General features: G+C 61.3%; 23 protein-coding genes. 7 read left to right on the forward strand and 16 right to left on the reverse strand.

The window, feature by feature from the left end; all coding sequences use genetic code 11:
- Positions 1-102: 102 nt before the first annotated feature.
- Positions 103-546 (forward strand): hypothetical protein, encoded by a 444-nt coding sequence (locus OKW98_RS03065; RefSeq protein ID WP_074892395.1) that lies wholly within the window; start codon positions 103-105, stop codon positions 544-546.
- Positions 547-639: 93 nt separating this feature from the next.
- Here OKW98_RS03065 and OKW98_RS03070 read toward each other — a convergent pair whose 3' ends face one another.
- From OKW98_RS03070 to OKW98_RS03105, 8 genes are all read right to left on the reverse strand, one after another.
- The gene (locus OKW98_RS03070; protein WP_237254505.1) at positions 640-963 is read right to left on the reverse strand and encodes a DUF3392 domain-containing protein; all 324 of its coding nucleotides are present in this window, start codon (positions 961-963) and stop codon (positions 640-642) included.
- A gap of 22 nt (positions 964-985) precedes the next feature.
- The gene (hemW, locus tag OKW98_RS03075) at positions 986-2,200 is read right to left on the reverse strand and encodes a radical SAM family heme chaperone HemW (protein ID WP_265387926.1); all 1,215 of its coding nucleotides are present in this window, start codon (positions 2,198-2,200) and stop codon (positions 986-988) included.
- Positions 2,197-2,805, reverse strand: a complete 609-nt coding sequence (gene rdgB / locus OKW98_RS03080) for an RdgB/HAM1 family non-canonical purine NTP pyrophosphatase (RefSeq protein WP_265389637.1) — start codon at positions 2,803-2,805, stop codon at positions 2,197-2,199. Before rdgB ends, hemW begins: the two co-directional genes overlap by 4 nt.
- A gap of 124 nt (positions 2,806-2,929) precedes the next feature.
- Positions 2,930-3,550, reverse strand: coding sequence for a methionine biosynthesis protein MetW (metW, locus tag OKW98_RS03085; protein WP_265387927.1), 621 nt, complete (start codon positions 3,548-3,550; stop codon positions 2,930-2,932).
- A 7-nt stretch (positions 3,551-3,557) separates the two neighbouring features.
- Complete coding sequence (gene metX / locus OKW98_RS03090) at positions 3,558-4,697, reverse strand: homoserine O-succinyltransferase MetX (RefSeq protein WP_265387928.1); 1,140 nt, start codon at positions 4,695-4,697, stop codon at positions 3,558-3,560.
- 314 nt (positions 4,698-5,011) lie between these two features.
- Positions 5,012-5,602: a YggT family protein gene (locus OKW98_RS03095; RefSeq protein WP_065991147.1), complete on the reverse strand. Its 591-nt coding sequence runs from the start codon at positions 5,600-5,602 to the stop codon at positions 5,012-5,014.
- Between the two features lie 10 nt (positions 5,603-5,612).
- On the reverse strand, positions 5,613-6,431 hold the full coding sequence (gene proC / locus OKW98_RS03100; protein ID WP_265387929.1) for a pyrroline-5-carboxylate reductase: 819 nt from the start codon (positions 6,429-6,431) through the stop codon (positions 5,613-5,615).
- Between the two features lie 24 nt (positions 6,432-6,455).
- The gene (locus OKW98_RS03105; protein WP_265387930.1) at positions 6,456-7,142 is read right to left on the reverse strand and encodes a YggS family pyridoxal phosphate-dependent enzyme; all 687 of its coding nucleotides are present in this window, start codon (positions 7,140-7,142) and stop codon (positions 6,456-6,458) included.
- A 54-nt stretch (positions 7,143-7,196) separates the two neighbouring features.
- On the opposite strand from OKW98_RS03105, the gene OKW98_RS03110 reads away from it, so the two are divergent.
- Complete coding sequence (locus tag OKW98_RS03110) at positions 7,197-8,231, forward strand: type IV pilus twitching motility protein PilT (RefSeq protein WP_265387931.1); 1,035 nt, start codon at positions 7,197-7,199, stop codon at positions 8,229-8,231.
- A 118-nt stretch (positions 8,232-8,349) separates the two neighbouring features.
- Here the strand turns inward: OKW98_RS03110 and OKW98_RS03115 are convergent, their stop codons facing one another.
- A complete protein-coding gene (locus OKW98_RS03115; RefSeq protein ID WP_265389638.1) occupies positions 8,350-9,081 on the reverse strand; it encodes a C40 family peptidase in 732 nt (243 codons plus the stop codon).
- A gap of 250 nt (positions 9,082-9,331) precedes the next feature.
- Between OKW98_RS03115 and OKW98_RS03120 the strand changes: the two genes are divergently transcribed.
- A complete protein-coding gene (locus OKW98_RS03120; RefSeq protein WP_265387932.1) occupies positions 9,332-9,748 on the forward strand; it encodes an NINE protein in 417 nt (138 codons plus the stop codon).
- 337 nt (positions 9,749-10,085) lie between these two features.
- Here the strand turns inward: OKW98_RS03120 and OKW98_RS03125 are convergent, their stop codons facing one another.
- The 7 genes from OKW98_RS03125 to gshB all read right to left on the reverse strand — a co-directional run bounded on the left by OKW98_RS03125 (position 10,086) and on the right by gshB (position 16,341).
- Positions 10,086-11,357, reverse strand: coding sequence for a dihydroorotase (locus OKW98_RS03125; protein ID WP_265387933.1), 1,272 nt, complete (start codon positions 11,355-11,357; stop codon positions 10,086-10,088).
- On the reverse strand, positions 11,354-12,358 hold the full coding sequence (locus tag OKW98_RS03130; RefSeq protein ID WP_192135527.1) for an aspartate carbamoyltransferase catalytic subunit: 1,005 nt from the start codon (positions 12,356-12,358) through the stop codon (positions 11,354-11,356). The genes OKW98_RS03125 and OKW98_RS03130 overlap by 4 nt, the downstream gene beginning before the upstream one ends.
- A gap of 12 nt (positions 12,359-12,370) precedes the next feature.
- Positions 12,371-12,892, reverse strand: coding sequence for a bifunctional pyr operon transcriptional regulator/uracil phosphoribosyltransferase PyrR (pyrR, locus tag OKW98_RS03135; protein ID WP_265387934.1), 522 nt, complete (start codon positions 12,890-12,892; stop codon positions 12,371-12,373).
- Between the two features lie 76 nt (positions 12,893-12,968).
- The gene (gene ruvX, locus OKW98_RS03140) at positions 12,969-13,406 is read right to left on the reverse strand and encodes a Holliday junction resolvase RuvX (RefSeq protein WP_265387935.1); all 438 of its coding nucleotides are present in this window, start codon (positions 13,404-13,406) and stop codon (positions 12,969-12,971) included.
- A complete protein-coding gene (locus OKW98_RS03145; RefSeq protein WP_265387936.1) occupies positions 13,406-13,975 on the reverse strand; it encodes a YqgE/AlgH family protein in 570 nt (189 codons plus the stop codon). Before OKW98_RS03145 ends, ruvX begins: the two co-directional genes overlap by 1 nt.
- Before the next feature lie 231 nt (positions 13,976-14,206).
- Positions 14,207-15,109: an energy transducer TonB gene (locus OKW98_RS03150; RefSeq protein ID WP_265387937.1), complete on the reverse strand. Its 903-nt coding sequence runs from the start codon at positions 15,107-15,109 to the stop codon at positions 14,207-14,209.
- 278 nt (positions 15,110-15,387) lie between these two features.
- Entirely contained in the window at positions 15,388-16,341 is a 954-nt protein-coding gene (gene gshB / locus OKW98_RS03155; protein WP_265387938.1) for a glutathione synthase, read from the reverse strand.
- Between the two features lie 252 nt (positions 16,342-16,593).
- On the opposite strand from gshB, the gene pilG reads away from it, so the two are divergent.
- The 4 genes from pilG (at position 16,594) to OKW98_RS03175 (ending at position 20,183) form a co-directional block, all read left to right on the forward strand.
- Positions 16,594-17,004 carry a twitching motility response regulator PilG gene (gene pilG / locus OKW98_RS03160; protein WP_065991170.1) on the forward strand — a complete coding sequence of 137 codons (411 nt, stop codon included), beginning with the start codon at positions 16,594-16,596 and terminating at the stop codon, positions 17,002-17,004.
- A 45-nt stretch (positions 17,005-17,049) separates the two neighbouring features.
- Entirely contained in the window at positions 17,050-17,415 is a 366-nt protein-coding gene (gene pilH, locus OKW98_RS03165; RefSeq protein ID WP_065991171.1) for a twitching motility response regulator PilH, read from the forward strand.
- A 16-nt stretch (positions 17,416-17,431) separates the two neighbouring features.
- On the forward strand, positions 17,432-17,971 hold the full coding sequence (locus OKW98_RS03170) for a chemotaxis protein CheW (protein ID WP_265387939.1): 540 nt from the start codon (positions 17,432-17,434) through the stop codon (positions 17,969-17,971).
- A gap of 175 nt (positions 17,972-18,146) precedes the next feature.
- Positions 18,147-20,183 carry a methyl-accepting chemotaxis protein gene (locus tag OKW98_RS03175; RefSeq protein WP_265387940.1) on the forward strand — a complete coding sequence of 679 codons (2,037 nt, stop codon included), beginning with the start codon at positions 18,147-18,149 and terminating at the stop codon, positions 20,181-20,183.
- Positions 20,184-20,214 lie beyond the last annotated feature (31 nt).

The following is a 20,214-nucleotide window of genomic DNA, read 5'->3' on the forward strand; positions in this document are numbered from 1 at the left end:
AGAAGGCTACAAGGTCTTCGGAATCGTCCGACATCCATTTTCAGTTCTGATCTTCATAGTCCCCGCCGTTGCATATATCCATATCGATGACGAGGAATGAAGATGAACAAGTTTTGGCAAATGGCTGCGATCGCCACGCTGATTGCGACCACCAGCGGCTGCGTCAGCTACAACGTCAGCCAGCCAAGTGCTTCGCTGTCCGGCGACGTGAAGACTGATCTGAAGGCTGACGTCAAAGTCGGTGAAGCAATCAGCGGCGAGTCGTCCACCAATGTTCTGTTCGGCTGGTTGAACATCGGCGGCGATACGCAGTTTGCGGACGGCGTGACCTACGGTGGCGCGAGCGGTGGCGGCGGTATCGGCCTGCCTCTGCCGGACCCGATCTCCTCCACCAAAGCAGCCGCAGCGTTCAAGGCCGTCAAATCGTCCGGTTCCGACCTGATCGTCGCGCCGCGTTACGAAGTCACCGTCAACGATTACTTCATCTTCAAGCAAGTGAACGTGAAAGTGACCGGCAACAAAGGCAGCATCCAGAGCATTCGCTGATGGGCTGATCGCATTCAGCAACAGCGGAGTGTGATTTCTTGAGAGCGCCCTTCCCGCCATCGCGGGCAAGGGCGCTTTTTCATTCCCTTTCGACTATTTCCGATCCGCCACAACCCCGATCAACACCAGCACCACCAACAACACCGGCGCCAGGCTGTAGTTGTTGAACTGGCTCAGGCCGCGCACGACCCACGGCGTGGCATAAATCAACGCAGCGCCACTGCCGACGGTGCAGAGCAGCGCCATGATCGGAATGCGCAGGGCGCCGGCGAAGCTGCCGATGCGGCCTTCGATCCAGCCCTTGATGTCGGTCCCGAACAGAATCAGCAGACAGCCCACCAATGCCAGGGCGATTTCCGACAAATTGCTGCGACTCCAGCGCGAGACGGTGGCCAGCAAGTCGAGTACGAATTCCATTCAGTGTCCTTAGTGTTGAGCCTTACAGAAGAAAGTGCTGCAGCAGGTCGTTGAGGAATAACTGGCCGCGAGCGGTTGCCACCAGCCGTGACGGATCGGTCTCCAGCAAGCCGCGTTGTTCCGCCTCAAGACGGGCACTGGCGAGCGAATCGATGCTTAGACCGGTGCGGCGCTGGAATAATGCAGCGTCCACGCCTTTTGTCAGGCGCAGAGCGTTCATCAAAAATTCAAACGGCATCTCATCCAGCGGCAGCAGCTTTTCGCCAGCCTGATAGGCCTTGGCGGGATTCAAATAATCTTTGGGCAAGCGGGTTTTCCAGGTGCGGATAATTCGCCCGTCCGGGTGGCTGAGCTTGCCATGGGCACCTGCGCCGATCCCGATGAAATCCCCGAAGCCCCAGTAATTCAGGTTATGCCGTGCTTCGCGTCCCGGCTGGGCGTAGGCCGACACTTCATATTGGGCGTAGCCGTTCTCCCGAAGCAGCGTCTGACCGGCCTCTTGAATGTCCCAGAGAATGTCGTCTTCCGGCAGCGTCGGCGGCTGATTCCAGAACACCGTGTTCGGCTCCAGCGTCAGCTGATACCAGGACAGGTGAGTCGGTGCGAGGGCAATCGCCTGACGCAGGTCGCCAAGCGCATCTTCCTGGGACTGGTCCGGCAGGCCGTGCATGAGGTCCAGGTTGAAGTTATCGAACCCCGCCTGACGGGCCATGTCCGCCGCGCGCACGGCCTCATCGCCGTTGTGGATGCGCCCGAGCGCTTTTAGTTTGGCTTCCTGAAAACTCTGGATGCCGATCGACAACCGATTGATGCCCAAGCCCCGATACGCGCTGAATTTCACCTGCTCGAAGGTGCCGGGGTTGGCTTCCAGCGTGATCTCGATGTCGGGCGCGAAGCGGATGCGCTGTTCAACGCCGCGCAGCAAGCGGCCCAACGCATCGGCGCTGAACAGGCTGGGCGTGCCGCCGCCGAAAAAGATCGTGCTTAGCTCTCGGCCATAGACGTGGGGCAGGTCTTGATCGAGATCGGCCAGCAGCGCGTCGACGTATTCCTGTTCCGGCAGCACCGGGCTCGCCGTGTGGGAATTGAAGTCGCAGTACGGGCATTTGCGCACGCACCACGGGATATGGATGTACAGCGACAGCGGCGCAAGCTCGGTGAGCGGAGCCCGCGGCGGCTCAGAGGAAAAACCGGCCGCGCCCAGGATCAACGGCCGGGTGGTGGAGTCCTGAGTCATTGCTGATCAGGGCTCAGCCCCAGGCGCTGACGCAGGATCGCCATAGCGCGGGCTCGGTGGCTGATCTGGTTCTTGTCGGCCGGGCTGAGTTCGGCGCTGGAGCAGTGGCGCTCCGGCACCCAGAACAACGGGTCATAACCGAAGCCGTGCTCTCCGCTGGCAGCCATGAGGATGCGTCCGTGCCAGAGGCCTTCGCAGAGGATCGGCAGCGGGTCGTCGGCGTGGCGCACCAGTGCCAGAACGCAGACGAACTGGGCGCCGCGTTGTTCGGCAGGGACGTCCTTGAGGGCGTCCAGCAATTTGGCGTTGTTTGCCGCATCACCCTGGCCGTCGGCGTAACGGGCGGAGTAGATGCCCGGCGCGCCACCCAGGTAATCCACTGCCAGCCCCGAGTCATCGGCCAGCGCCGGCAGACCGGAAATATGCGCGGCGTTACGCGCCTTGAGGATAGCGTTCTCGACGAACGACAGCCCGGTTTCTTCGGGCTCCACGGTGCTGAACTCCCCGATGGAGCGTAGCTGAACGCTGGCGCCGAGCATGGCCTGGAGTTCTTTGAGTTTGCCGGCGTTGTGGCTGGCCAGTACAAGCTGGGTGAGGTTCATGATGAGTCCGTAAAAATCGGCTGCGTGAAAATCCGCTGATTGAAGCTGAGCGTGTGTCTGTCGCTGTCGCCGCTTTTACTTCGAAGCTGAAGCTGGCCGGCACGATTCTCCCGCTCCGCTGCTTAGGTCACACGGCAATCTGATGGTCCTGCAAGCCTGGGCTGCTGACGCGATAGATGCCGATTTCACCCAACAGATTAGGCCAGAGCTTGCTGGCCCAGCCGTGCCGGTGCTGTTGATCAACCGCCAACCGATTGATGACCTTTGCCGAGCGACCGCGGCACAGTTCTTCGAAGTCGCCGAAGGTGCAGAAGTGGATGTTCGGCGTGTTGTACCAGGTGTACGGCAGGAACTCGGAAACCGGCATCCGCCCCTTGCTCGCCAGGTACCAGCGGCAACGCCAGTGCCCGAAGTTGGGAAAGGTGATGATGCACTGGCGGCCGACGCGCAGCATTTCGTCGAGGATGCGGTCCGGGTAGTGCACGGCCTGAAGCGCCTGAGTCATGACCACGACATCGAAACTGTTGCTGGCGAAGTTGCCCAGCCCCTTGTCCAGATCCTGTTCGATGACGTTGACGCCCCGCGCTACGCAACGGGCAATGTTGTCGGCGTCGTTTTCCAGGCCATAGCCCGTCACTTGCTTGTGCTGTTGCAGCCAGGCCAGCAATTCGCCGTCGCCGCAGCCGAGGTCGAGCACACGGCTGCCAGCCGGTATCCAGTCTTGGATGATGTCCAGGTCGGCTCTCATGGTGTCCTCAGAGTGCAATTCGGTTCATGTAGCTGGAGAAGGCCTGCAAGTAGCGCGGGATCGGGATCAGGAAGGCGTCGTGGCCCTGGGGCGCATCGATCTCCAGATAACAGACATCCTTTTTCGCCGCCATCAGCGCATCGACCAGTTCCCGCGAGCGGGCCGGGGAGAAGCGCCAGTCGGTGGTAAACGACATCACGCAGAACCTGGCGCTGGCATTGGCGAAGGTCGCGGCGAGGTTGTCGTTGAAGTTGGCGGCCGGATCAAAGTAGTCCAGCGCCTTGGTCATCAGCAGGTAGGTGTTGGCGTCGAAACGCCCGGAAAACTCTTCGCCCTGATAACGCAGGTAGCTTTCGACCTGAAACTCGACGCTGTGAAAGTCGTAGTTGAGGTTTTCGTTCTTCAGGCCGCGGCCGAATTTCTCACCCATCGAGTCATCGGACAGGTAAGTGATGTGCCCGACCATGCGCGCCAGCATCAGGCCGCGCTTGGGGATCACTCCGTGTTCCTGAAACGAGCCGCCGTGGAATTCAGGGTCCGTCAGGATTGCCTGCCGTGCGACTTCGTTGAACGCGATGTTCTGCGCCGACAGCTTGGGCGCGGAAGCAATCGCCAGGCAATGGCGCACACGTTCGGGGTAGGTGATCGTCCATTGCAGCGCCTGCATGCCGCCCAGGCTGCCGCCGACGATGGCGGCCCACTGATCGACGCCCAGTCGGTCGGCCAGACGCGCCTGGCTGTGTACCCAGTCTTCGACCGTCAATACCGGGAAGTCGGCGCCAAAGGGCCTGCCGCTTTCCGGGCTGATGCTGCTGGGGCCGGTAGAGCCGTTGCAGCCACCGAGGTTGTTCAGGCTGACGACGAAGAATTTGTCGGTGTCGATGGGCTTGCCGGGGCCGATGCAGCTATCCCACCAGCCCGGCTTGCGGTCTTCGGCGCTGTGATAGCCCGCCGCGTGGTGATGACCCGAAAGCGCGTGGCAAATCAGCACCGCGTTGCTCTTGGCGGCGTTGAGCTGACCGTAGGTTTCGTAGATGAGATCGTAGGCAGGCAACGAACGCCCGCAGGCCAAGGCCAGCGGCTCATTGAAATGCGCCATTTGCGGCGTGACTAGACCGACAGAATCTTTGGGAAAGACCGTGGACATCGACCTGCTCTCGCTGAAGTGAGGCGTAAGTCTAAAGATCGCGCCGGGGTGCGGCAACAAACTAAATGGCTGAATTCGCGGAGGGTGACGCTTTGGATTCTGCCCGGAGGGCGTAGGAGCGTGGCTTGTCCCACGATGGGTTGCGCAGCAAGCCTGAAATCACACGGCGCGGTGGTTCAGCCATACCGAATTTTCAGGTTCACGACTGCTGCGCAGCCGATCGCGGGACAAGCCACGCTCCTACGCCGTCAGCAGGCGCGATGGTCGTAAGGCAGGGAAAAGGGCGACGGCAGGTGACGCCGTCGCCCTGACTGTCAGATCAACCGCCACAGCTCTTGCGGCATACCGGCGTAGGCCGCCAGCGCAGGCATGACGTAGGACTGCAGCACCTGAATCGCGATAAAGGCGAAGATCGGCGAGATGTCCATACCGCCCAGATTAGGGATGATGCGACGGAATGGCGCCAGGATCGGCTCGCTGATCTGGTAGGCCAGCTCGGCGGCCGGGTTGTGGCTGCCCGGGGCAATCCAAGAAACGATGACCATGATGATCATCGCGACCCAGAAGATCTTCAGCAGCAGCGACGTGATGCCGATGATCGACCACATCAACAGGTGGGGAATATCGCCGATGGTGCCGTAGGTCATCATCAGCACGAACGCCATCAGCAGCGCCTGAATGACAATCGCCAGCAGCAGCGAAGACGTGTCGAGCCCAAAGACGCTCGGCACGATGCGCCGGATAGGCTTGAGCAACGGCTGGGTCGCACGGACGGCGAACTGGCAGAGCGGGTTATAGAAATTGGCTTTGACCAGCTGCAGCACGAAGCGCAGCAGAACGATGGTCAGGTACAGGCTGATGAGCGTCTGGATGACGAAAATCGTGGCGCCGGTGAGTGCATTCATGAGTAGTTCCTTATTTGCCCAGCTGTTCGGCGAGTTCGGCGGAGCGATGTGCGGCGGCGCCCAGCGCCTTCTCCACCATTACTTCGAAGCCATCGGCCTGGAACGATTTGATGGCGGCTTCGGTGGTGCCCGCAGGCGAGGTCACACGGCGACGCAGTTCGGCGGCATCGACGTCGCTGCCGGTGGCCATCAGTGCGGCGCCCAGTGCGGTTTGCAGCGTGAGCTTGCTGGCAACGTCAGCCGGCAGGCCGAGCTTGACGCCTGCGGCGGTCATGGCTTCGATCAGCAGGAAGAAATACGCCGGGCCGCTGCCTGATACTGCCGTCACCGCGTCGATCTGTGCTTCTTCATCGACCCACAGTGCAGTCCCGACCGCCGACAGCAAGGTCTCGGCCTGCTCGCGCTGTGCCTGGGTGACATCGGCGGTGGCGTACAGGCCGCTGACACCCTGGCGCAGCAGCGCGGGGGTGTTCGGCATGCAGCGCACGAGGGGTGGTTCGCCCAGCCAGGCCTTCATGCTGGCGCAGGTAATCCCGGCGGCGATGGAGACAACCAGCTGATGAGGCTTGAGCGATTGCTTCAGCGCTTCGCACACGGATTTCATCATTTGTGGCTTGACCGCCAGCAGCACCACATCGGCACCTTCAACGGCCTCTGCGTTGTCGGCGACGACCTTGATGCCGTGCACTTTTGCCACGCGCTCGCGGGTTTCTGCGCCAGGATCGCTGGCGCGAATCAGTTCAGCGTCGACGCCCTGGGCGCGCATGCCGCCAATCAGGCTGGCGGCCATGTTGCCGGCGCCGATGAACGCGATACGGGTTTTGCTCATGAACGGTTTCCTGTGGGGCAAAGGTTAGGGCTGCCCATAATCGCGGGCGCCAAAGAGGGCAGTGCCAATCCGCACCCAAGTCGCGCCTTGTGCGATGGCGGCTTCTAGGTCGTGGCTCATGCCCATGGAGAGCGTGTCCAGCGGCAGGCCCAATTGTGCCTGCAGCGTGCTGACGGCGGCGAACGAAGCGTTCTGTTCGTCGCGGTCATCGGTGGGTTCGGGAATGGCCATCAGGCCGCGCAATTTCAGGTTAGGCAGCGCGCTTATGGCCTGGGCCAGTGCGGGCAGGTCTTCAGGGCTGCAGCCTGACTTGCTGGTCTCGCCGCTGACGTTGACCTGAATGCAGATGTTCAGGGGCGGCAGTTCCGACGGACGCTGTTCGGACAGCCGTTGTGCGATCTTCAGACGGTCCACGGAATGCACCCAGGCAAAGTGCTCGGCGATGGCGCGAGTCTTGTTGGACTGGATGGGGCCAATGAAATGCCAGATCAAGGGCAGGTCGCTCAATTCGACCTGTTTGCCGAGGGCTTCCTGAAGGTAGTTCTCGCCAAAATCGCGAAGACCGGCGTCGTAGGCTTCGCGCAGGTCGCTCGCCGGTTTGGTCTTGCTCACCGCCAACAGGCCGACAGAGGCCGGGTCGCGCTGCACCGCTTGCGCCGCGCTACGAATTCGCTCGGCGAGCGTTGAGATGTTCTCTGCTATCGTGGACATTGATTTGCGCCAGCAGGGCTAAGGTCTGCGGCATTCTATGTGATGAGGAGCTGTATGGATATTACCGAGCTGCTGGCCTTCAGTGCCAAGCAAGGCGCGTCGGACTTGCATCTCTCTGCCGGCCTGCCACCGATGATTCGCGTCGATGGCGATGTGCGGCGGATCAACCTGCCCGCACTGGACCAGAAAGAGGTTCAGGCGCTGATCTACGACATCATGAACGACAGGCAGCGCAAGGACTTCGAGGAACATCTGGAGACGGATTTTTCCTTCGAGGTGCCGGGCGTCGCGCGCTTCCGGGTCAACGCGTTCAACCAGAATCGCGGCGCGGGCGCGGTGTTCCGGACCATTCCGTCGAAGGTCCTGAGCATGGAAGAGCTGGGCATGGGCGAAGTGTTTCGCAAGATTACCGACGTGCCCCGCGGCCTGGTTCTGGTCACCGGTCCGACCGGTTCGGGCAAATCGACCACTCTGGCAGCCATGGTCGATTACCTGAACAGCAACAAGCATCACCACATCCTCACCATCGAAGACCCGATCGAATTCGTCCATGAGTCCAAGAAAAGCCTGATCAACCAGCGCGAAGTTCATCGCGATACTCACGGCTTCTCCGAGGCACTGCGTTCAGCGTTGCGTGAAGACCCTGACGTGATTCTGGTGGGTGAGCTGCGTGACCTGGAAACCATTCGCCTGGCGCTGACGGCAGCCGAAACCGGCCACCTGGTGTTCGGCACGCTGCACACCACGTCTGCTGCCAAGAGCATCGACCGGATCGTCGACGTGTTTCCGGCGCAGGAGAAGTCGATGATCCGCTCGATGCTCTCCGAGTCGCTCCACGCCATCGTGTCTCAGGCGCTGCTGAAGAAGGTCGGCGGGGGGCGTGTCGCGGCCCACGAGATCATGATCGGCACGTCGGCGATCCGTAACCTGATCCGCGAGGACAAGGTGGCGCAGATGTATTCGTCGATTCAGACCGGGGGATCACTGGGGATGCAGACGCTGGATATGTGCCTGAAGGATCTGATCAGCAAGGGGCTGATCACGCGCGAGAGTGCGCGGGAGAAGGCGAAGACACCGGATAATTTTTAACGAGCAGCCCATTGTAGGAGCGCGCTTGCCCGCGATTGCGGTGTGTCAGCTGGACATCTGCAGCTGACACACCGCCATCGCGGGCAAACACCCTCCAACACTGAGTCGCGGCGAGATTTTATCGCTGAGCGATGCGCACGTTGCCTTTCTGGCTCGGCGGCTGCTTTGGCAGCACTCGCTTGGCGACGACGTAATGGCTGTCCCAGTACGGCTTCTTCAGCGTATCGATCGTCACGGATTTGCCACGGCGTGGCGCGTGAACGAACCGGTCGTTGCCTAGGTAGATCGCAACGTGATTCACCGTGCGGCTCTTGATGTTGAAGAACAACAAGTCGCCCGGCTTCAAGTCCTTGCGGTCAACCTTCTGCCCGTGACCTTCGGCCATGGCGTTGGACGTGCGCGGCAAATCGACTTCGCTCACGTCGTTGAAGGCATATTTCACCAGTCCGCTGCAGTCGAACCCTTTTGTTGGGCTGGTGCCGCCCCAACGATAAGGTGTACCGATGGCGTTAACGGCCCGGTTGACCACGGTGCTGCTCTGTTTGGTACCCATCTGCGCCGCGTTGGCCAGGGCGACAGTGTTTTGCGAAATCTTGCGAGTGCTGCGGGACGATTTCCCTTTAACAGCTTTGGCTCGCTTGCCAGAGGTCTCGAGTGGAGTAGCCGTCTGATCCAGTGCAGCCATTGCAGCTCGTTGAGCGGCGATGTTGCGTGAAACGGATTCCGGCGACTCGGACCTGGCGGTGAAACCGGTGAAGCTCGGTGGAAGCGTTTGCTCACGATTGGTGGCGTGGGCGGCCAGTGGCATAAATAGACAAATAGTCAGCCATGTCTTGAAAAATGGACGCATTAGGCAGGGCTCTTGTTGGTCAGCGCGCAACTTTATAACAGCTTTTTGCGAAATTCTGAGCCCCTTTGTCGAACAATTTACTGCCCTTAAAGTCAGTTTTGGCAGCAGAATCGTCATCTCACTGTGCTGATCACCTTGCAGAACAAGGGTTTGCACGATTGAAAAGAGGTTCAAGCCATACGTCGGACGGCATCATGAAAGTCACAAAACTTACGCATATTTTTTTCTATTGCAGCAGGCGAGGTCAACAATGAACACCTATCAACCCGACGTTCAACGTCCGGACACCCACAGCAAGGTCATGGGCTATCTGCTCTGGATTGTGGGATTCACCGGGGCTCATCGGTTTTATTACGGCAAGCCGGTGACCGGTACGATCTGGTTTTTCACGCTGGGGCTGTTTGGCATCGGCTGGCTGATCGACCTGTTCCTGATCCCGGCGATGGATCGGGAAGCAGACCTGCGATTCAATGCAGGCTCGACCGATTACAGCCTTGCCTGGATCTTGCTGACCTTTCTGGGTGTGTTCGGTGTGCACCGGATGTATCAGGGCAAATGGATCACCGGGATCATCTACCTGCTGACGGGGGGATTGGCGTTACTGGGCGTGCTGTACGATTTCTGGACGCTGAATGACCAGATCTCGGTGAAGAACGCTCGCCGGTAACTGACCGTACCGACCGCGTAATCCGCGTTGCACGCAGCACCCTGTGAATCCGTCTGCAGGGTGTCAGTTTCGTCTTCGCGGGGGCGTGAATCTTTTCGCGGGCAAGCGCGCTCCTACATGGGGCGTGCGTAGCCTGCAGCAAGCTGCGTCGAACGCAATACCCTTTGTAGGAGCGCGCTTGCCCGCGAATGCGTCGTGTCAGCCAACACTAATGGTCGGCCTCTGTCGCGTTCGCCAGCAAGCCGGCTCCTACGGATTTGGGGTTACCATTCCATCTTTGACGGCAGTGAGTCCTTTCGCGGGCAAGCGCGCTCCTACAAGGTTACGGTTGGGAATCTCACCCGTTATAGCTAATCCGCCCATCCACAAACGTGTACTTCACTGCACTCGGCAGGCAATGGCCGAGGAACGGGCAGTTCTCGCCTTTCGACAGCCATTTCTCGCCCGCCACCGTCGAAGCGGCAGGGTCGAACAGCACCACGTCCGCAGGCGAGCCAGCAGTCAGTTTTCCGGCGGGCAGGCGCAGTGCAGCGGCCGGGCCTGAGCTGAGGCGTGCCAGCAGCGTCGGCAGGTCCAGCAGGCCGTCTTCAACCAGCGTCATCGCCAGTGGCAACAACAGCTCCACGCTGCTGATGCCCGGTTCGGTTGCGCCGAACGGGGCCAGCTTCGCGTCACGCTCATGGGGCTGGTGATGACTGGAGATCGCCTGCACCACACCCGACTTCACCGCCTCACGCAGCGCGTCACGGTCTGCACGTGTGCGCAGCGGCGGCTGCACGTGGTACAGGCTCGAGAAGCCCGTCAGCGCCTCGTCAGTCAGGATCAACTGATACAGCGCCACATCCGCCGTCACCGGCAGGCCTCGCGCCTGCGCCTGGGCAATCAAGGCCACGCCGCGCGCACTGGTCAGCTGCGTGAAATGCGCGCGCACACCGCTTTGCTCGACCAGCAACAGGTCCCGCGCCAAGGCCACCGTTTCGGCGGTTTCCGGAATGCCCGGCAGACCCAGGAAAGCAGCCGTCGGGCCGTCGTGGGCCAGACCGCCCTCAGCGAGATCGTGGTCCTGGGAGTTGAAAATCACGGTCAGGTCGAACGTTGCCGCGTATTCGAGGGCACGGCACAGCGTGCGATTGCTGCGGAAATTCACCATGCCGTTGGTGAACGCCACGCAACCGGCGTCGCGCAGGGCAATCAGCTCGGCCAGTTGCTCGCCTTCCAGGCCCTTGCTCAGCGCGCCGATCGGGAACACCTTGCTGTGGCCAGCCTCACGGGCGCGGTCGAGGATCAGCTCGGCAACGGCAGACGTGTCGAGCACCGGTTTTGTACGCGGCGGGCAGCACAGGCTGGTGACGCCGCCTGCTGCTGCGGCGCGGGTTTCGCTGGCAATGTTGCCCTTGCGGCTATAACCCGGCTCGCGCAACGACACGTTCAGGTCGACCAGGCCGGGTGCGGCGATCAGGCCGGCGGCGTCAATGGTTTCCGTCGGGCTGAAGTCGGCAGGGGCCGCGCCGAGGGCGAGAACCTTGCCCGCTTCAAGATGGATGTCGGTGACTTGATCCAGACCGCTGACAGGGTCGATGACGCGAGCGCCGAGGATGCTGAACTTCACTGGGCGATCTCCTGCTCGAACTGACGTTGTGCGGTTTGGCCACTCATGGCCATGGACAGAACGGCCATGCGCACGGCAATGCCGTAGGTAACCTGATTGAGAATGACCGAGTGCGCGCCGTCGGCCACTGCCGACTCGATCTCCACGCCGCGGTTGATCGGGCCCGGATGCATCACGATGGCATCGGGCTTGGCGCCGGCCAGACGCGCAGTGGTCAGACCGAACAGTCGGTAGAACTCACCCTCGCTCGGCAGCAGGCCGCCCGACATGCGCTCGCGTTGCAGACGCAGCATGATCACCACGTCGACGTCCTTCAGGCCTTCGGTCAGATCGGTGTACACCTTCACGCCGTATTGCTCGACGCCCACCGGTAGCAGGGTTTTTGGCGCGACCACGCGGATGTCCGGGCAGCCCAGCGCCTTGAGCGCGATCATGTTCGAGCGCGCGACGCGGGAATGCAGGATATCGCCGACGATCGCCACCGAGAGGTTTTCGAAATTGCCCTTGTGGCGGCGGATGGTCAGCATGTCCAGCATGCCCTGGGTCGGGTGCGCATGACGGCCGTCGCCGCCGTTGATGATCGCGACCTGCGGGCTGACATGTTCGGCGATGAAGTGCGCTGCACCGGAGTCACCGTGGCGCACGACGAACATGTCGGCGGCCATGGCCTCAAGGTTGCGCAGCGTATCGAACAGCGTCTCGCCCTTGCTGGTCGAGGAGGTCGATACGTTCAGCGTGATGACATCCGCCGACAACCTTTGCGCCGCCAGCTCGAACGTGGTGCGGGTGCGGGTCGAGTTTTCGAAGAACACGTTGCACACGGTCTTGCCGCGCAGCAACGGGACCTTCTTCACCGCCCGGGCGCCGACTTCGAGGAAGGAGTCGGCGGTGTCGAGGATTTCGGTGAGCAGTTCGCGGGGCAAACCGTCGAGGGAGAGAAAGTGCTGCAGCTGGCCCTGATGGTTCAGTTGCAGCGGGCGCTTGGCGTCGAGAGGCGTCATCGCAAAGGACTCTTAGAGGGCGGCGGAATCGGTGGAAAGGTCTTGCAGTTCAAGCGTCAGCGGCGTTGGCCCGGACAGCTTGACCCGCTCGTTCGGCCCCAGTGACAAGGTCGCGCCCGTCACGTTCGGCCGGATCGGCAGGTCAGCGGCGTCCAGATCCAGCAGCGACACCAGGGTCACACTGGCCGGACGGCCGTAATCGAACAGCTCGTTGAGCGCCGCACGAATGGTGCGCCCGCTCATCAGCACGTCATCGATCAGCACCAGATGTTGGCCCTCGATCTCGAACGGCAGCTCTGACGGTCGCACTTGCGGGTGCAGGCCGTTCTGGCTGAAGTCGTCGCGATAAAAGGAGACGTCCAGCGTGCCCAGCGGCGACTCAATGTTGAGGGCATCAAGGAGCGCCTGCGCGACCCACACGCCACCGGTACGAATGCCGATGAAGCGAGGCTCCTGGATGCCGCGTTGGTTCAGGTGCGCGTTGAGATCAATCGCCATCTGGCTGATCAGTTCGGCGGGATTTGGCAGGCTCATGGTTGCTCCTTCAGGTGCCCCGGCGTGCGCTGCACGAACGTCCGGGGTAAATCGAATTCGGTTCAGCGTTGATGGGTCAGGTTTCAAACAGGGCGGTGTTGGCTTCCAGCCAGCTTTGCAGAAGAAGCGCTGCAGCGATGGCGTCCACGGGATTGTCACGGTAGCTGCCGTGCTGGCCGCGAGAGGCGCGTTCGCCCTTGGCCTCAAAGGTGGTCAGGCGTTCGTCGTGGGTGTAGACCGGCAGGTTGAAGCGGCCATTGAGCTTGCGCGAAAACTTCTCGGCACGGGCGCTCATCTCGCTCGACGTGCCGTCCATGTTCAGGGGCAGACCCACCACGATTGCATCCGGCTTCCACTCCGTGATCAGCGCCTGAACCTTGTCCCAGTCCGGCACGCCGTTCTGCGCTTTCAATGTGCAAAGCTCGCGAGCCTGCCCGGTGATCACCTGGCCGACCGCGACGCCGATCTGTTTGGTGCCGTAGTCGAACCCCAGCAGCAGGCGCAGACCGGCCATCAGGCGTGGCCCGCCTGGCTGGTCAGCAGGCTAAGGTTGACGCCCAGTTTGGCGGCAGCGGCGTCGAGGCGCTCTTCGCTTTCGACCTCGAACAGTATCGCCGGGTCGAACGCGCAGTTTAGCCACGCATTGGCGGCAAACTCAGCGTCAAGCTGGCCGGCGTCCCAACCGGCATAGCCGAGGGTGATCAGATTTTGATCAGGGCCATAGCCATCTGCGATTGAGAAGAGGACGTCCTGAGAGGTCGAGAGCGAAATGCCGCCCAGGTCCACGGTCGCCTGGAACACCTGGCCGGAAGGGTGCAGGACAAAGCCGCGATCGGTTTGCACCGGCCCGCCAAGGTGAATAGGGATGTCCTTGCAGCGCGCAGGAGGCGGCAATTCGGGGCGCAGCTGTTCAAGAATGTCTGCCAGCGACAGGCTTTGCGGTCGATTGATGATCAGGCCCATGGCGCCATTGGCATTGTGCTCGACGATGTAAGTCAAGGTCTGAGCGAAGTTCTCATCGTGCATGTGGGGCATGGCGATCAGAAACTGATGTTTGAGGTACGACGGAGAGACGTTTTTCATGAGCCCTAGTGTGGCGTCGCGGGGCTGTCGTGACAACTAGGGGATGAGGCGTATGACGCAAAAACTGTAGGAGCGTGGCTTGTCCCGCGATCGGCGGGGAACCCGTCGCGATGTCAGTGATCGCGGGGTGTCTGACTCAATCAGCAATGGAAGGTGCTGCCGGTGCCCGGCAGATCGCGGGACAAGCCACGCTCCTACAGGGTTGCGGTGCTCAGCGGACCGCGCTTGCCTTCAATTACTCGACAGCTTGTCACCGCGCGCGAATTTCCAGGTGCGGATGATCTCAAGCCGGTCGATATCGGCCAGATCGCCGCTGAACGGCGCAAACGGTGCGGCCAGCCGGACGATTTTCTGCGCCGCCTGATCCAGCAGCGGCTGGCCCGATGACTCGAGAATCAGCACTTCATACAGTGAGCCGTCGCGATTGATCGACACCATCATCCGCAGGCTGCCGTAGATCTGCTTGCGGCGCGCTTCGTCCGGGTAATTCAGGTTACCGACACGCTCGATTTTCTTGCGCCAGTCTTCCTTGTACCAGGCGCCCTTGTCGCGCATGGTCGAGGCCGCACTCAGGCGGTGGATCTTCGGACGCTTGGCGTAGGCCTGCTGCTCATCCGCCAGCTCCGCTTCAAGGCTGGCGATTTCGCTGTTCAGCTGGGTGCTGTCGATGGTTGGCGCGACTTTCTTCTGTTCTTCCGGCTTGACCTCATCGCGCTTGGCGACGGTTTTTTGCGGGGATTGGGCTTTCGTGGCGACAGCGGTCTTCGGCGCGTCCTGCTTGACCACCGGTTTGGCGGCAGGCGGCGGCGTGACCTTGTTGATCTGGTTGTCTTGATAGGGGGCGATTTCGGTGGTCTTTGGCACCGCTTTCTTGTCGAGGGTGCCGCTGCCCTGCTGGTTTTCCTGGGCGAGGAAGTCAGCGTCCTTGGGCTTGGTGTCGCTCCTGAAGGGGGCGAGGGTGATCTCCAGGGTCTGGCTGATCTTTTCCGGTTTGACGTAGGTAAAACCGACGCCAAGGATCACCGCCAGATGCACCAGTGCGGCGATCATCAGGGTAAACCCGAGGCGATCGGCAGGGCGCACGCCGGTGCGGGTCAGGGACAGAGGGAGATCATCGTCGACCGCAGCGTTCATCCACGCTCCGGCAGCACATGTGCCAGCATTACTACTCACCTAGCGCAAAAATTCAGGCCGCGCATGATAACGCAATGTCAGGACTGGCCTGGCGTTTGATGTCACCGGGCCGATTAGTGGAAGGTGCGGTCCCTTGTAGGAGCGTGGCTTGTCCCGCGAACGGCGGGGCACCCGTCGCAAAACCGGCAAATGGGGTACACCCGATATGCGGTATTCGCCAGATTTGCTGCCGGTTCCCGGCAGATCGTGGGACAAGCCACGCTCCTACAACGTCGCGGCTAGACCTTCTGCAGCTTCTTCTCGATCACATCCATCAACATGCCGCCGATATCCGTCCCGAACGCGTTGTCGATCTCGCGGATGCAGGTCGGGCTGGTGACGTTGATTTCGGTCAGGTGCTCGCCAATCACGTCCAGGCCTACGAACAGCAGGCCTTTTTCCCGCAGCGTCGGGCCGATTTCGGCAGCGATCCAGCGATCACGGTCCGTCAGAGGACGGGCTTCGCCGCGACCGCCCGCAGCCAGATTGCCTCGGGTTTCACCAGCGGCCGGGATGCGCGCCAGGCAATACGGCACAGGTTCACCGTCGACCATCAGGATGCGCTTGTCGCCGTCCTTGATCGCCGGCAGATACGCCTGCGCCATGATCTGCTCGTGCCCGTGCTTGGTCAGGGTTTCCAGAATCACCGACAGGTTCGGATCACCGACGCGGTGGCGGAAGATCGACGCGCCGCCCATGCCGTCCAGCGGTTTGAGAATCACGTCGCCGTGCTTCGCGGCGAATTCGCGAATGATGTCCGCGCGACGGCTGACCAGCGTAGGTGGCGTGCATTGCGGGAACAGGGTGGCGAACAGCTTCTCGTTGCAGTCACGCAGGCTTTGCGGCTTGTTGACCACCAGCACGCCGGCGCGCTCGGCCTGTTCGAGCAGATAGGTGGAGTAGACAAACTCCATGTCGAACGGCGGATCCTTGCGCATCAGGATCACGTCCAGATCGTCCAGACCGCTGTCGACTTCGGCTTCCAGCTCGAACCAGTGGGCCGGGTCGGCGAAGACTTTCAGCGGTTTCATACGGGCGCGGGCCTGGCCGGCGTCTTGGTACAGGTCGTGCTGCTCCATATAGAACAACGACCAGCCGCGGGCTTGCGCTGCCAGGAGCATGGCCAGCGAGCTGTCCTTTTTATAGGAGATGCGCTCGATGGGGTCCATGACGATTCCCAGGCGAATGCTCATGGGTAATATCCTCTGATCGGTAAAGGCCACGACAGGCCGAAAATAGGCGTCAGGGTGGCGCCGCGCCGGCTTTGGGTCAAGGGGCAAGGCTTTATGGATTGACCGTGGAGAGTGTGCTAAAAAGGCTCGGCATCCGGTGTCGCGCCAGCCGTGCTTTGGCACTGATTGGGGACTTCCCGATGCGCCGACCCAAAACCAGATGCCCGGCAGAAGGCAACCCATCTGATTCGCCGCGGCGATGGTAGAGCAGATATGGAACAGCATTCAGCCCCATTGAAAGTGATGGTCATCGACGACTCCCGAACGATTCGTCGCACCGCCGAGACGTTGCTGAAAAACGTCGGCTGTGAAGTGATCACCGCCATCGACGGCTTCGACGCCCTGGCCAAGATTGCCGACAATCATCCCAGAATCATTTTCGTCGACATCATGATGCCCAGGCTCGACGGGTATCAGACGTGCGCGTTGATCAAGAACAACCGGGCGTTCAAATCCACGCCGGTGATCATGTTGTCCTCAAGGGACGGGCTGTTCGACAAGGCCAAAGGGCGCATCGTCGGTTCCGATCAGTTTTTGACCAAACCGTTCAGCAAGGAAGAACTGCTCAGTGCGATCAAGGCCCATGTGCCGGGGTTCGTTGCAGTAGAACAACAACTATCTTGATGCCGGCCCCCTCGTGCGGGACGGCTGTTTCTATGGGGAAGCACCATGGCTCGAATTCTGATCGTCGATGACTCGCCGACCGAAATGTACAAGCTGACCGGCATGCTGGAGAAGCATGGCCATCAGGTCCTCAAGGCCGAGAACGGTGCCGACGGCGTGGCGCTGGCCCGTCAGGAAAAGCCCGATGCCGTGCTGATGGACATCGTTATGCCGGGCCTTAACGGTTTTCAGGCGACCCGTCAGCTGACCAAAGACGCTGACACCAGCATGATCCCCGTGATCATGATCACCACCAAGGATCAGGAAACCGACAAGGTCTGGGGCAAACGCCAGGGCGCGCGGGATTACCTGACCAAGCCGGTGGACGAAGAAACCCTCATGAAAACCCTGAACGCGGTGCTCGCGGGCTGACCCCCGGCTGACGCTCATGGCTCAGTCACAAACCGCCTTCCAGCTGCTGCTCGATATCGACCAGCGCTGCCGCTCCCTCGCTGCCGGCCTGCCGCTGCAGGAAACCCGACAGCAGGGTTGGGGCGGCATTGGCTTTCGCATGGGCGAGCGTCATTACGTGGCGCCCATGGGCGAGGTCGACGAAATCCTCCACGAGCCTCGCTGCGCGGTGTTGCCGGGCGCCAAGGCGTGGGTCTGCGGCATCGCCAATCTGCGCGGCCGCCTGTTGCCGATCATGGATCTGTGCGCATTCTTCGGCCACGAGCTGTCGCCCCTGCGCAAACAGCGTCGCGTACTGGTGATCGATTTTCAGGGTGTGTTTGTCGGCTTGCTCATCGATGAAGTGTTGGGCATGCAGCATTTCAACGAGCGCAGCCTTATGCCGGAAGCGGGACACTACAGCGAACCCCGCGTCGCGCCTTACATACGAGGGTGTTTCGTGCGCGAGCAGGCCTGGCAGGTGTTCAGCCCGAGAGCACTGATCCAGTCGCCTCAGTTTATGGACGTGGCGCTTTGATGCCCACCTCTGTAGGAGCCGGCTTGCTGGCGAATGCGGTGGGTCAATTGCAGATGCGTTGCCTGACACGGCGGGTTCGCCAGCAAGCCGGCTCCTACAGTAGCGGGTGCATGTTCCAACCGTTGACGTTCCCGGCGATCCTTTCTAAATCGAACATCAGGCGGAGCCCTGAGCAATGAGTAATACCGGCAAGTCACTGGAAGGCGCGCGCAGTCGATCGCAGATCGTCGTGCTGTTCATCTGCCTCATCGTTTTCATCATGCTGCTGTTCGTCAACTTCGCGTACCTCAGCACGCAGTCCAACTACGATAAGCAATACATTGGCCACGCTGGCGAGCTGCGCGTGCTGTCCCAGCGCATCGCCAAAAACGCCACGGAAGCGGCGGCGGGCAAGGCGGCAGCGTTCAAGCTGCTGGCCGACGCGCGCAACGATTTCGACACCCGCTGGCAGTATTTGAAAAAAGGCGACAAGAACACTGGCCTGCCTGCTGCGCCCGCTGCGGTGGCCGATGAGCTTAAAGCCGTGCAGGACGACTGGGAAAACCTGCGCAAAAGCACCGACGTCATTCTCGCCCGAGAGCAGACCGTGCTCTCGCTGCATCAGGTGGCGGCGACCCTTGCCGAGACCATCCCGCAATTGCAGATCGAATCGGAAAAGGTCGTCGACATTCTCCTGCAAACCCGTGCGCCCGCCAGCCAGGTGGCCCTTGCCCAGCGCCAGTCGCTACTGGCCGAGCGGATACTGGGGGCGGTCAACACCGTGTTGGCCGGCGACGAAACGGCGGTTCAGGCAGCGGACGCGTTCGGCCGCGATGCCAGCCAGTTCGGGCGCGTGCTCAATGGCATGCTCGAAGGCAACGCAACGCTGAAAATCGTCCAGGTTGAAGACCGCGACGCACGGGCGCGGCTGGCCGAGATCGCCGAGCTGTTCCAGTTTGTCTCCGGGTCGGTTGATGAAATCCTCGAAACCTCGCCGGAGCTGCTGGAAGTCCGCGAAGCGTCGGGCAGCATCTTTAACCTTTCGCAGACACTCCTCGACGAAGCCTCAGTGCTGGCCAACAGTTTCGAGCACATGGCCGGTGGCCGCGCGGTGTACAGCTATGGCGGCTACATCCTGGGCCTGCTGGCCTTGGCGTCGATCATCCTGATTGGCCTGGTAATGGTGCGCGAAACCAACCGGCAACTGCGCGAAACCGCCGAGAAGAACGAGCGCAACCAGAACGCAATCATGCGCCTGCTCGACGAGATCGAAGACCTGGCGGACGGTAATCTGACCGTGGCCGCTTCGGTCACAGAGGATTTCACCGGCGCGATTGCCGATTCGATCAACTACTCCATCGACCAGCTGCGCGAATTGGTGTCGACCATCAACCTCACCGCTGAGCAGGTGTTCGGCGCCGTGAAAGACACCCAGACCACTGCCACACAACTGGCCGCCGCGTCCGAACATCAGGCGCTGCAAATCGCGGCGGCGTCCAACGCCATCAATGACATGGCCACTTCCATCGATCAGGTCTCGGCCAATGCGTCCGAATCTGTCGCGGTGGCCGAGCGGTCCGTGACGATTGCCAACAAGGGCAACGAGGTGGTGCACAACACCATCACCGGCATGGACAACATCCGCGAGCAGATTCAGGACACATCTAAGCGCATCAAGCGCCTGGGCGAGTCGTCCCAGGAGATTGGCGACATCGTCAGCCTCATCGACGACATCGCCGACCAGACCAACATTCTTGCGCTCAATGCCGCGATTCAAGCGTCGATGGCCGGCGATGCCGGGCGCGGATTTGCGGTGGTGGCCGATGAAGTCCAGCGGCTGGCCGAGCGCTCGTCGTCGGCGACCAAGCAGATCGAGACGCTGGTGCGCGCCATTCAGAACGACACCAACGAAGCGGTGATCTCGATGGAGCAGACCACCGCGGAAGTGGTGCGGGGTGCGCGGCTGGCGCAGGATGCCGGTGTCGCGCTTGAAGAAATCGAAGGCGTCTCGAAAATCCTCGCCGCGCTGGTTGAAAGCATCACTAACGCAGCGCAGCAGCAGGCGGCATTGGGTCAGCAGATTTCCTCGACCATGCTGGTTATTCAGCAGACCACCACGCAGACCACCTCAGGCACTGCGGCCACCGCCCGGAGCATGGGCAACCTGGCGAAGATGGCCAGCGAGATGCGCCGCTCTGTGTCCGGCTTCAAACTGCCGACATCGCGGCATTGATGGCCGGTTTGATGACTGTGTTGAAAGCCCG

It is taken from the genome of Pseudomonas sp. KU26590 (assembly GCF_026153515.1).
Classification (GTDB): Bacteria; Pseudomonadota; Gammaproteobacteria; order Pseudomonadales; family Pseudomonadaceae; genus Aquipseudomonas.

What these genes read in the sequence shown, in the direction of transcription:
- OKW98_RS03065 (WP_074892395.1), top strand. Translation starts at nt 103, where the DNA reads ATGAACAAGTTTTGGCAAATGGCTGCGATCGCCACGCTGATTGCGACC.
- OKW98_RS03070 (WP_237254505.1), bottom strand. Translation starts at nt 963, where the DNA reads ATGGAATTCGTACTCGACTTGCTGGCCACCGTCTCGCGCTGGAGTCGC.
- hemW (WP_265387926.1), bottom strand. Translation starts at nt 2,200, where the DNA reads ATGACTCAGGACTCCACCACCCGGCCGTTGATCCTGGGCGCGGCCGGT.
- metW (WP_265387927.1), bottom strand. Translation starts at nt 3,550, where the DNA reads ATGAGAGCCGACCTGGACATCATCCAAGACTGGATACCGGCTGGCAGC.
- metX (WP_265387928.1), bottom strand. Translation starts at nt 4,697, where the DNA reads ATGTCCACGGTCTTTCCCAAAGATTCTGTCGGTCTAGTCACGCCGCAA.
- OKW98_RS03095 (WP_065991147.1), bottom strand. Translation starts at nt 5,602, where the DNA reads ATGAATGCACTCACCGGCGCCACGATTTTCGTCATCCAGACGCTCATC.
- proC (WP_265387929.1), bottom strand. Translation starts at nt 6,431, where the DNA reads ATGAGCAAAACCCGTATCGCGTTCATCGGCGCCGGCAACATGGCCGCC.
- OKW98_RS03105 (WP_265387930.1), bottom strand. Translation starts at nt 7,142, where the DNA reads ATGTCCACGATAGCAGAGAACATCTCAACGCTCGCCGAGCGAATTCGT.
- OKW98_RS03110 (WP_265387931.1), top strand. Translation starts at nt 7,197, where the DNA reads ATGGATATTACCGAGCTGCTGGCCTTCAGTGCCAAGCAAGGCGCGTCG.
- OKW98_RS03115 (WP_265389638.1), bottom strand. Translation starts at nt 9,081, where the DNA reads ATGCGTCCATTTTTCAAGACATGGCTGACTATTTGTCTATTTATGCCA.
- OKW98_RS03120 (WP_265387932.1), top strand. Translation starts at nt 9,332, where the DNA reads ATGAACACCTATCAACCCGACGTTCAACGTCCGGACACCCACAGCAAG.
- OKW98_RS03130 (WP_192135527.1), bottom strand. Translation starts at nt 12,358, where the DNA reads ATGACGCCTCTCGACGCCAAGCGCCCGCTGCAACTGAACCATCAGGGC.
- pyrR (WP_265387934.1), bottom strand. Translation starts at nt 12,892, where the DNA reads ATGAGCCTGCCAAATCCCGCCGAACTGATCAGCCAGATGGCGATTGAT.
- ruvX (WP_265387935.1), bottom strand. Translation starts at nt 13,406, where the DNA reads ATGGCCGGTCTGCGCCTGCTGCTGGGGTTCGACTACGGCACCAAACAG.
- OKW98_RS03145 (WP_265387936.1), bottom strand. Translation starts at nt 13,975, where the DNA reads ATGAAAAACGTCTCTCCGTCGTACCTCAAACATCAGTTTCTGATCGCC.
- OKW98_RS03150 (WP_265387937.1), bottom strand. Translation starts at nt 15,109, where the DNA reads ATGAACGCTGCGGTCGACGATGATCTCCCTCTGTCCCTGACCCGCACC.
- gshB (WP_265387938.1), bottom strand. Translation starts at nt 16,341, where the DNA reads ATGAGCATTCGCCTGGGAATCGTCATGGACCCCATCGAGCGCATCTCC.
- pilG (WP_065991170.1), top strand. Translation starts at nt 16,594, where the DNA reads ATGGAACAGCATTCAGCCCCATTGAAAGTGATGGTCATCGACGACTCC.
- pilH (WP_065991171.1), top strand. Translation starts at nt 17,050, where the DNA reads ATGGCTCGAATTCTGATCGTCGATGACTCGCCGACCGAAATGTACAAG.
- OKW98_RS03170 (WP_265387939.1), top strand. Translation starts at nt 17,432, where the DNA reads ATGGCTCAGTCACAAACCGCCTTCCAGCTGCTGCTCGATATCGACCAG.
- OKW98_RS03175 (WP_265387940.1), top strand. Translation starts at nt 18,147, where the DNA reads ATGAGTAATACCGGCAAGTCACTGGAAGGCGCGCGCAGTCGATCGCAG.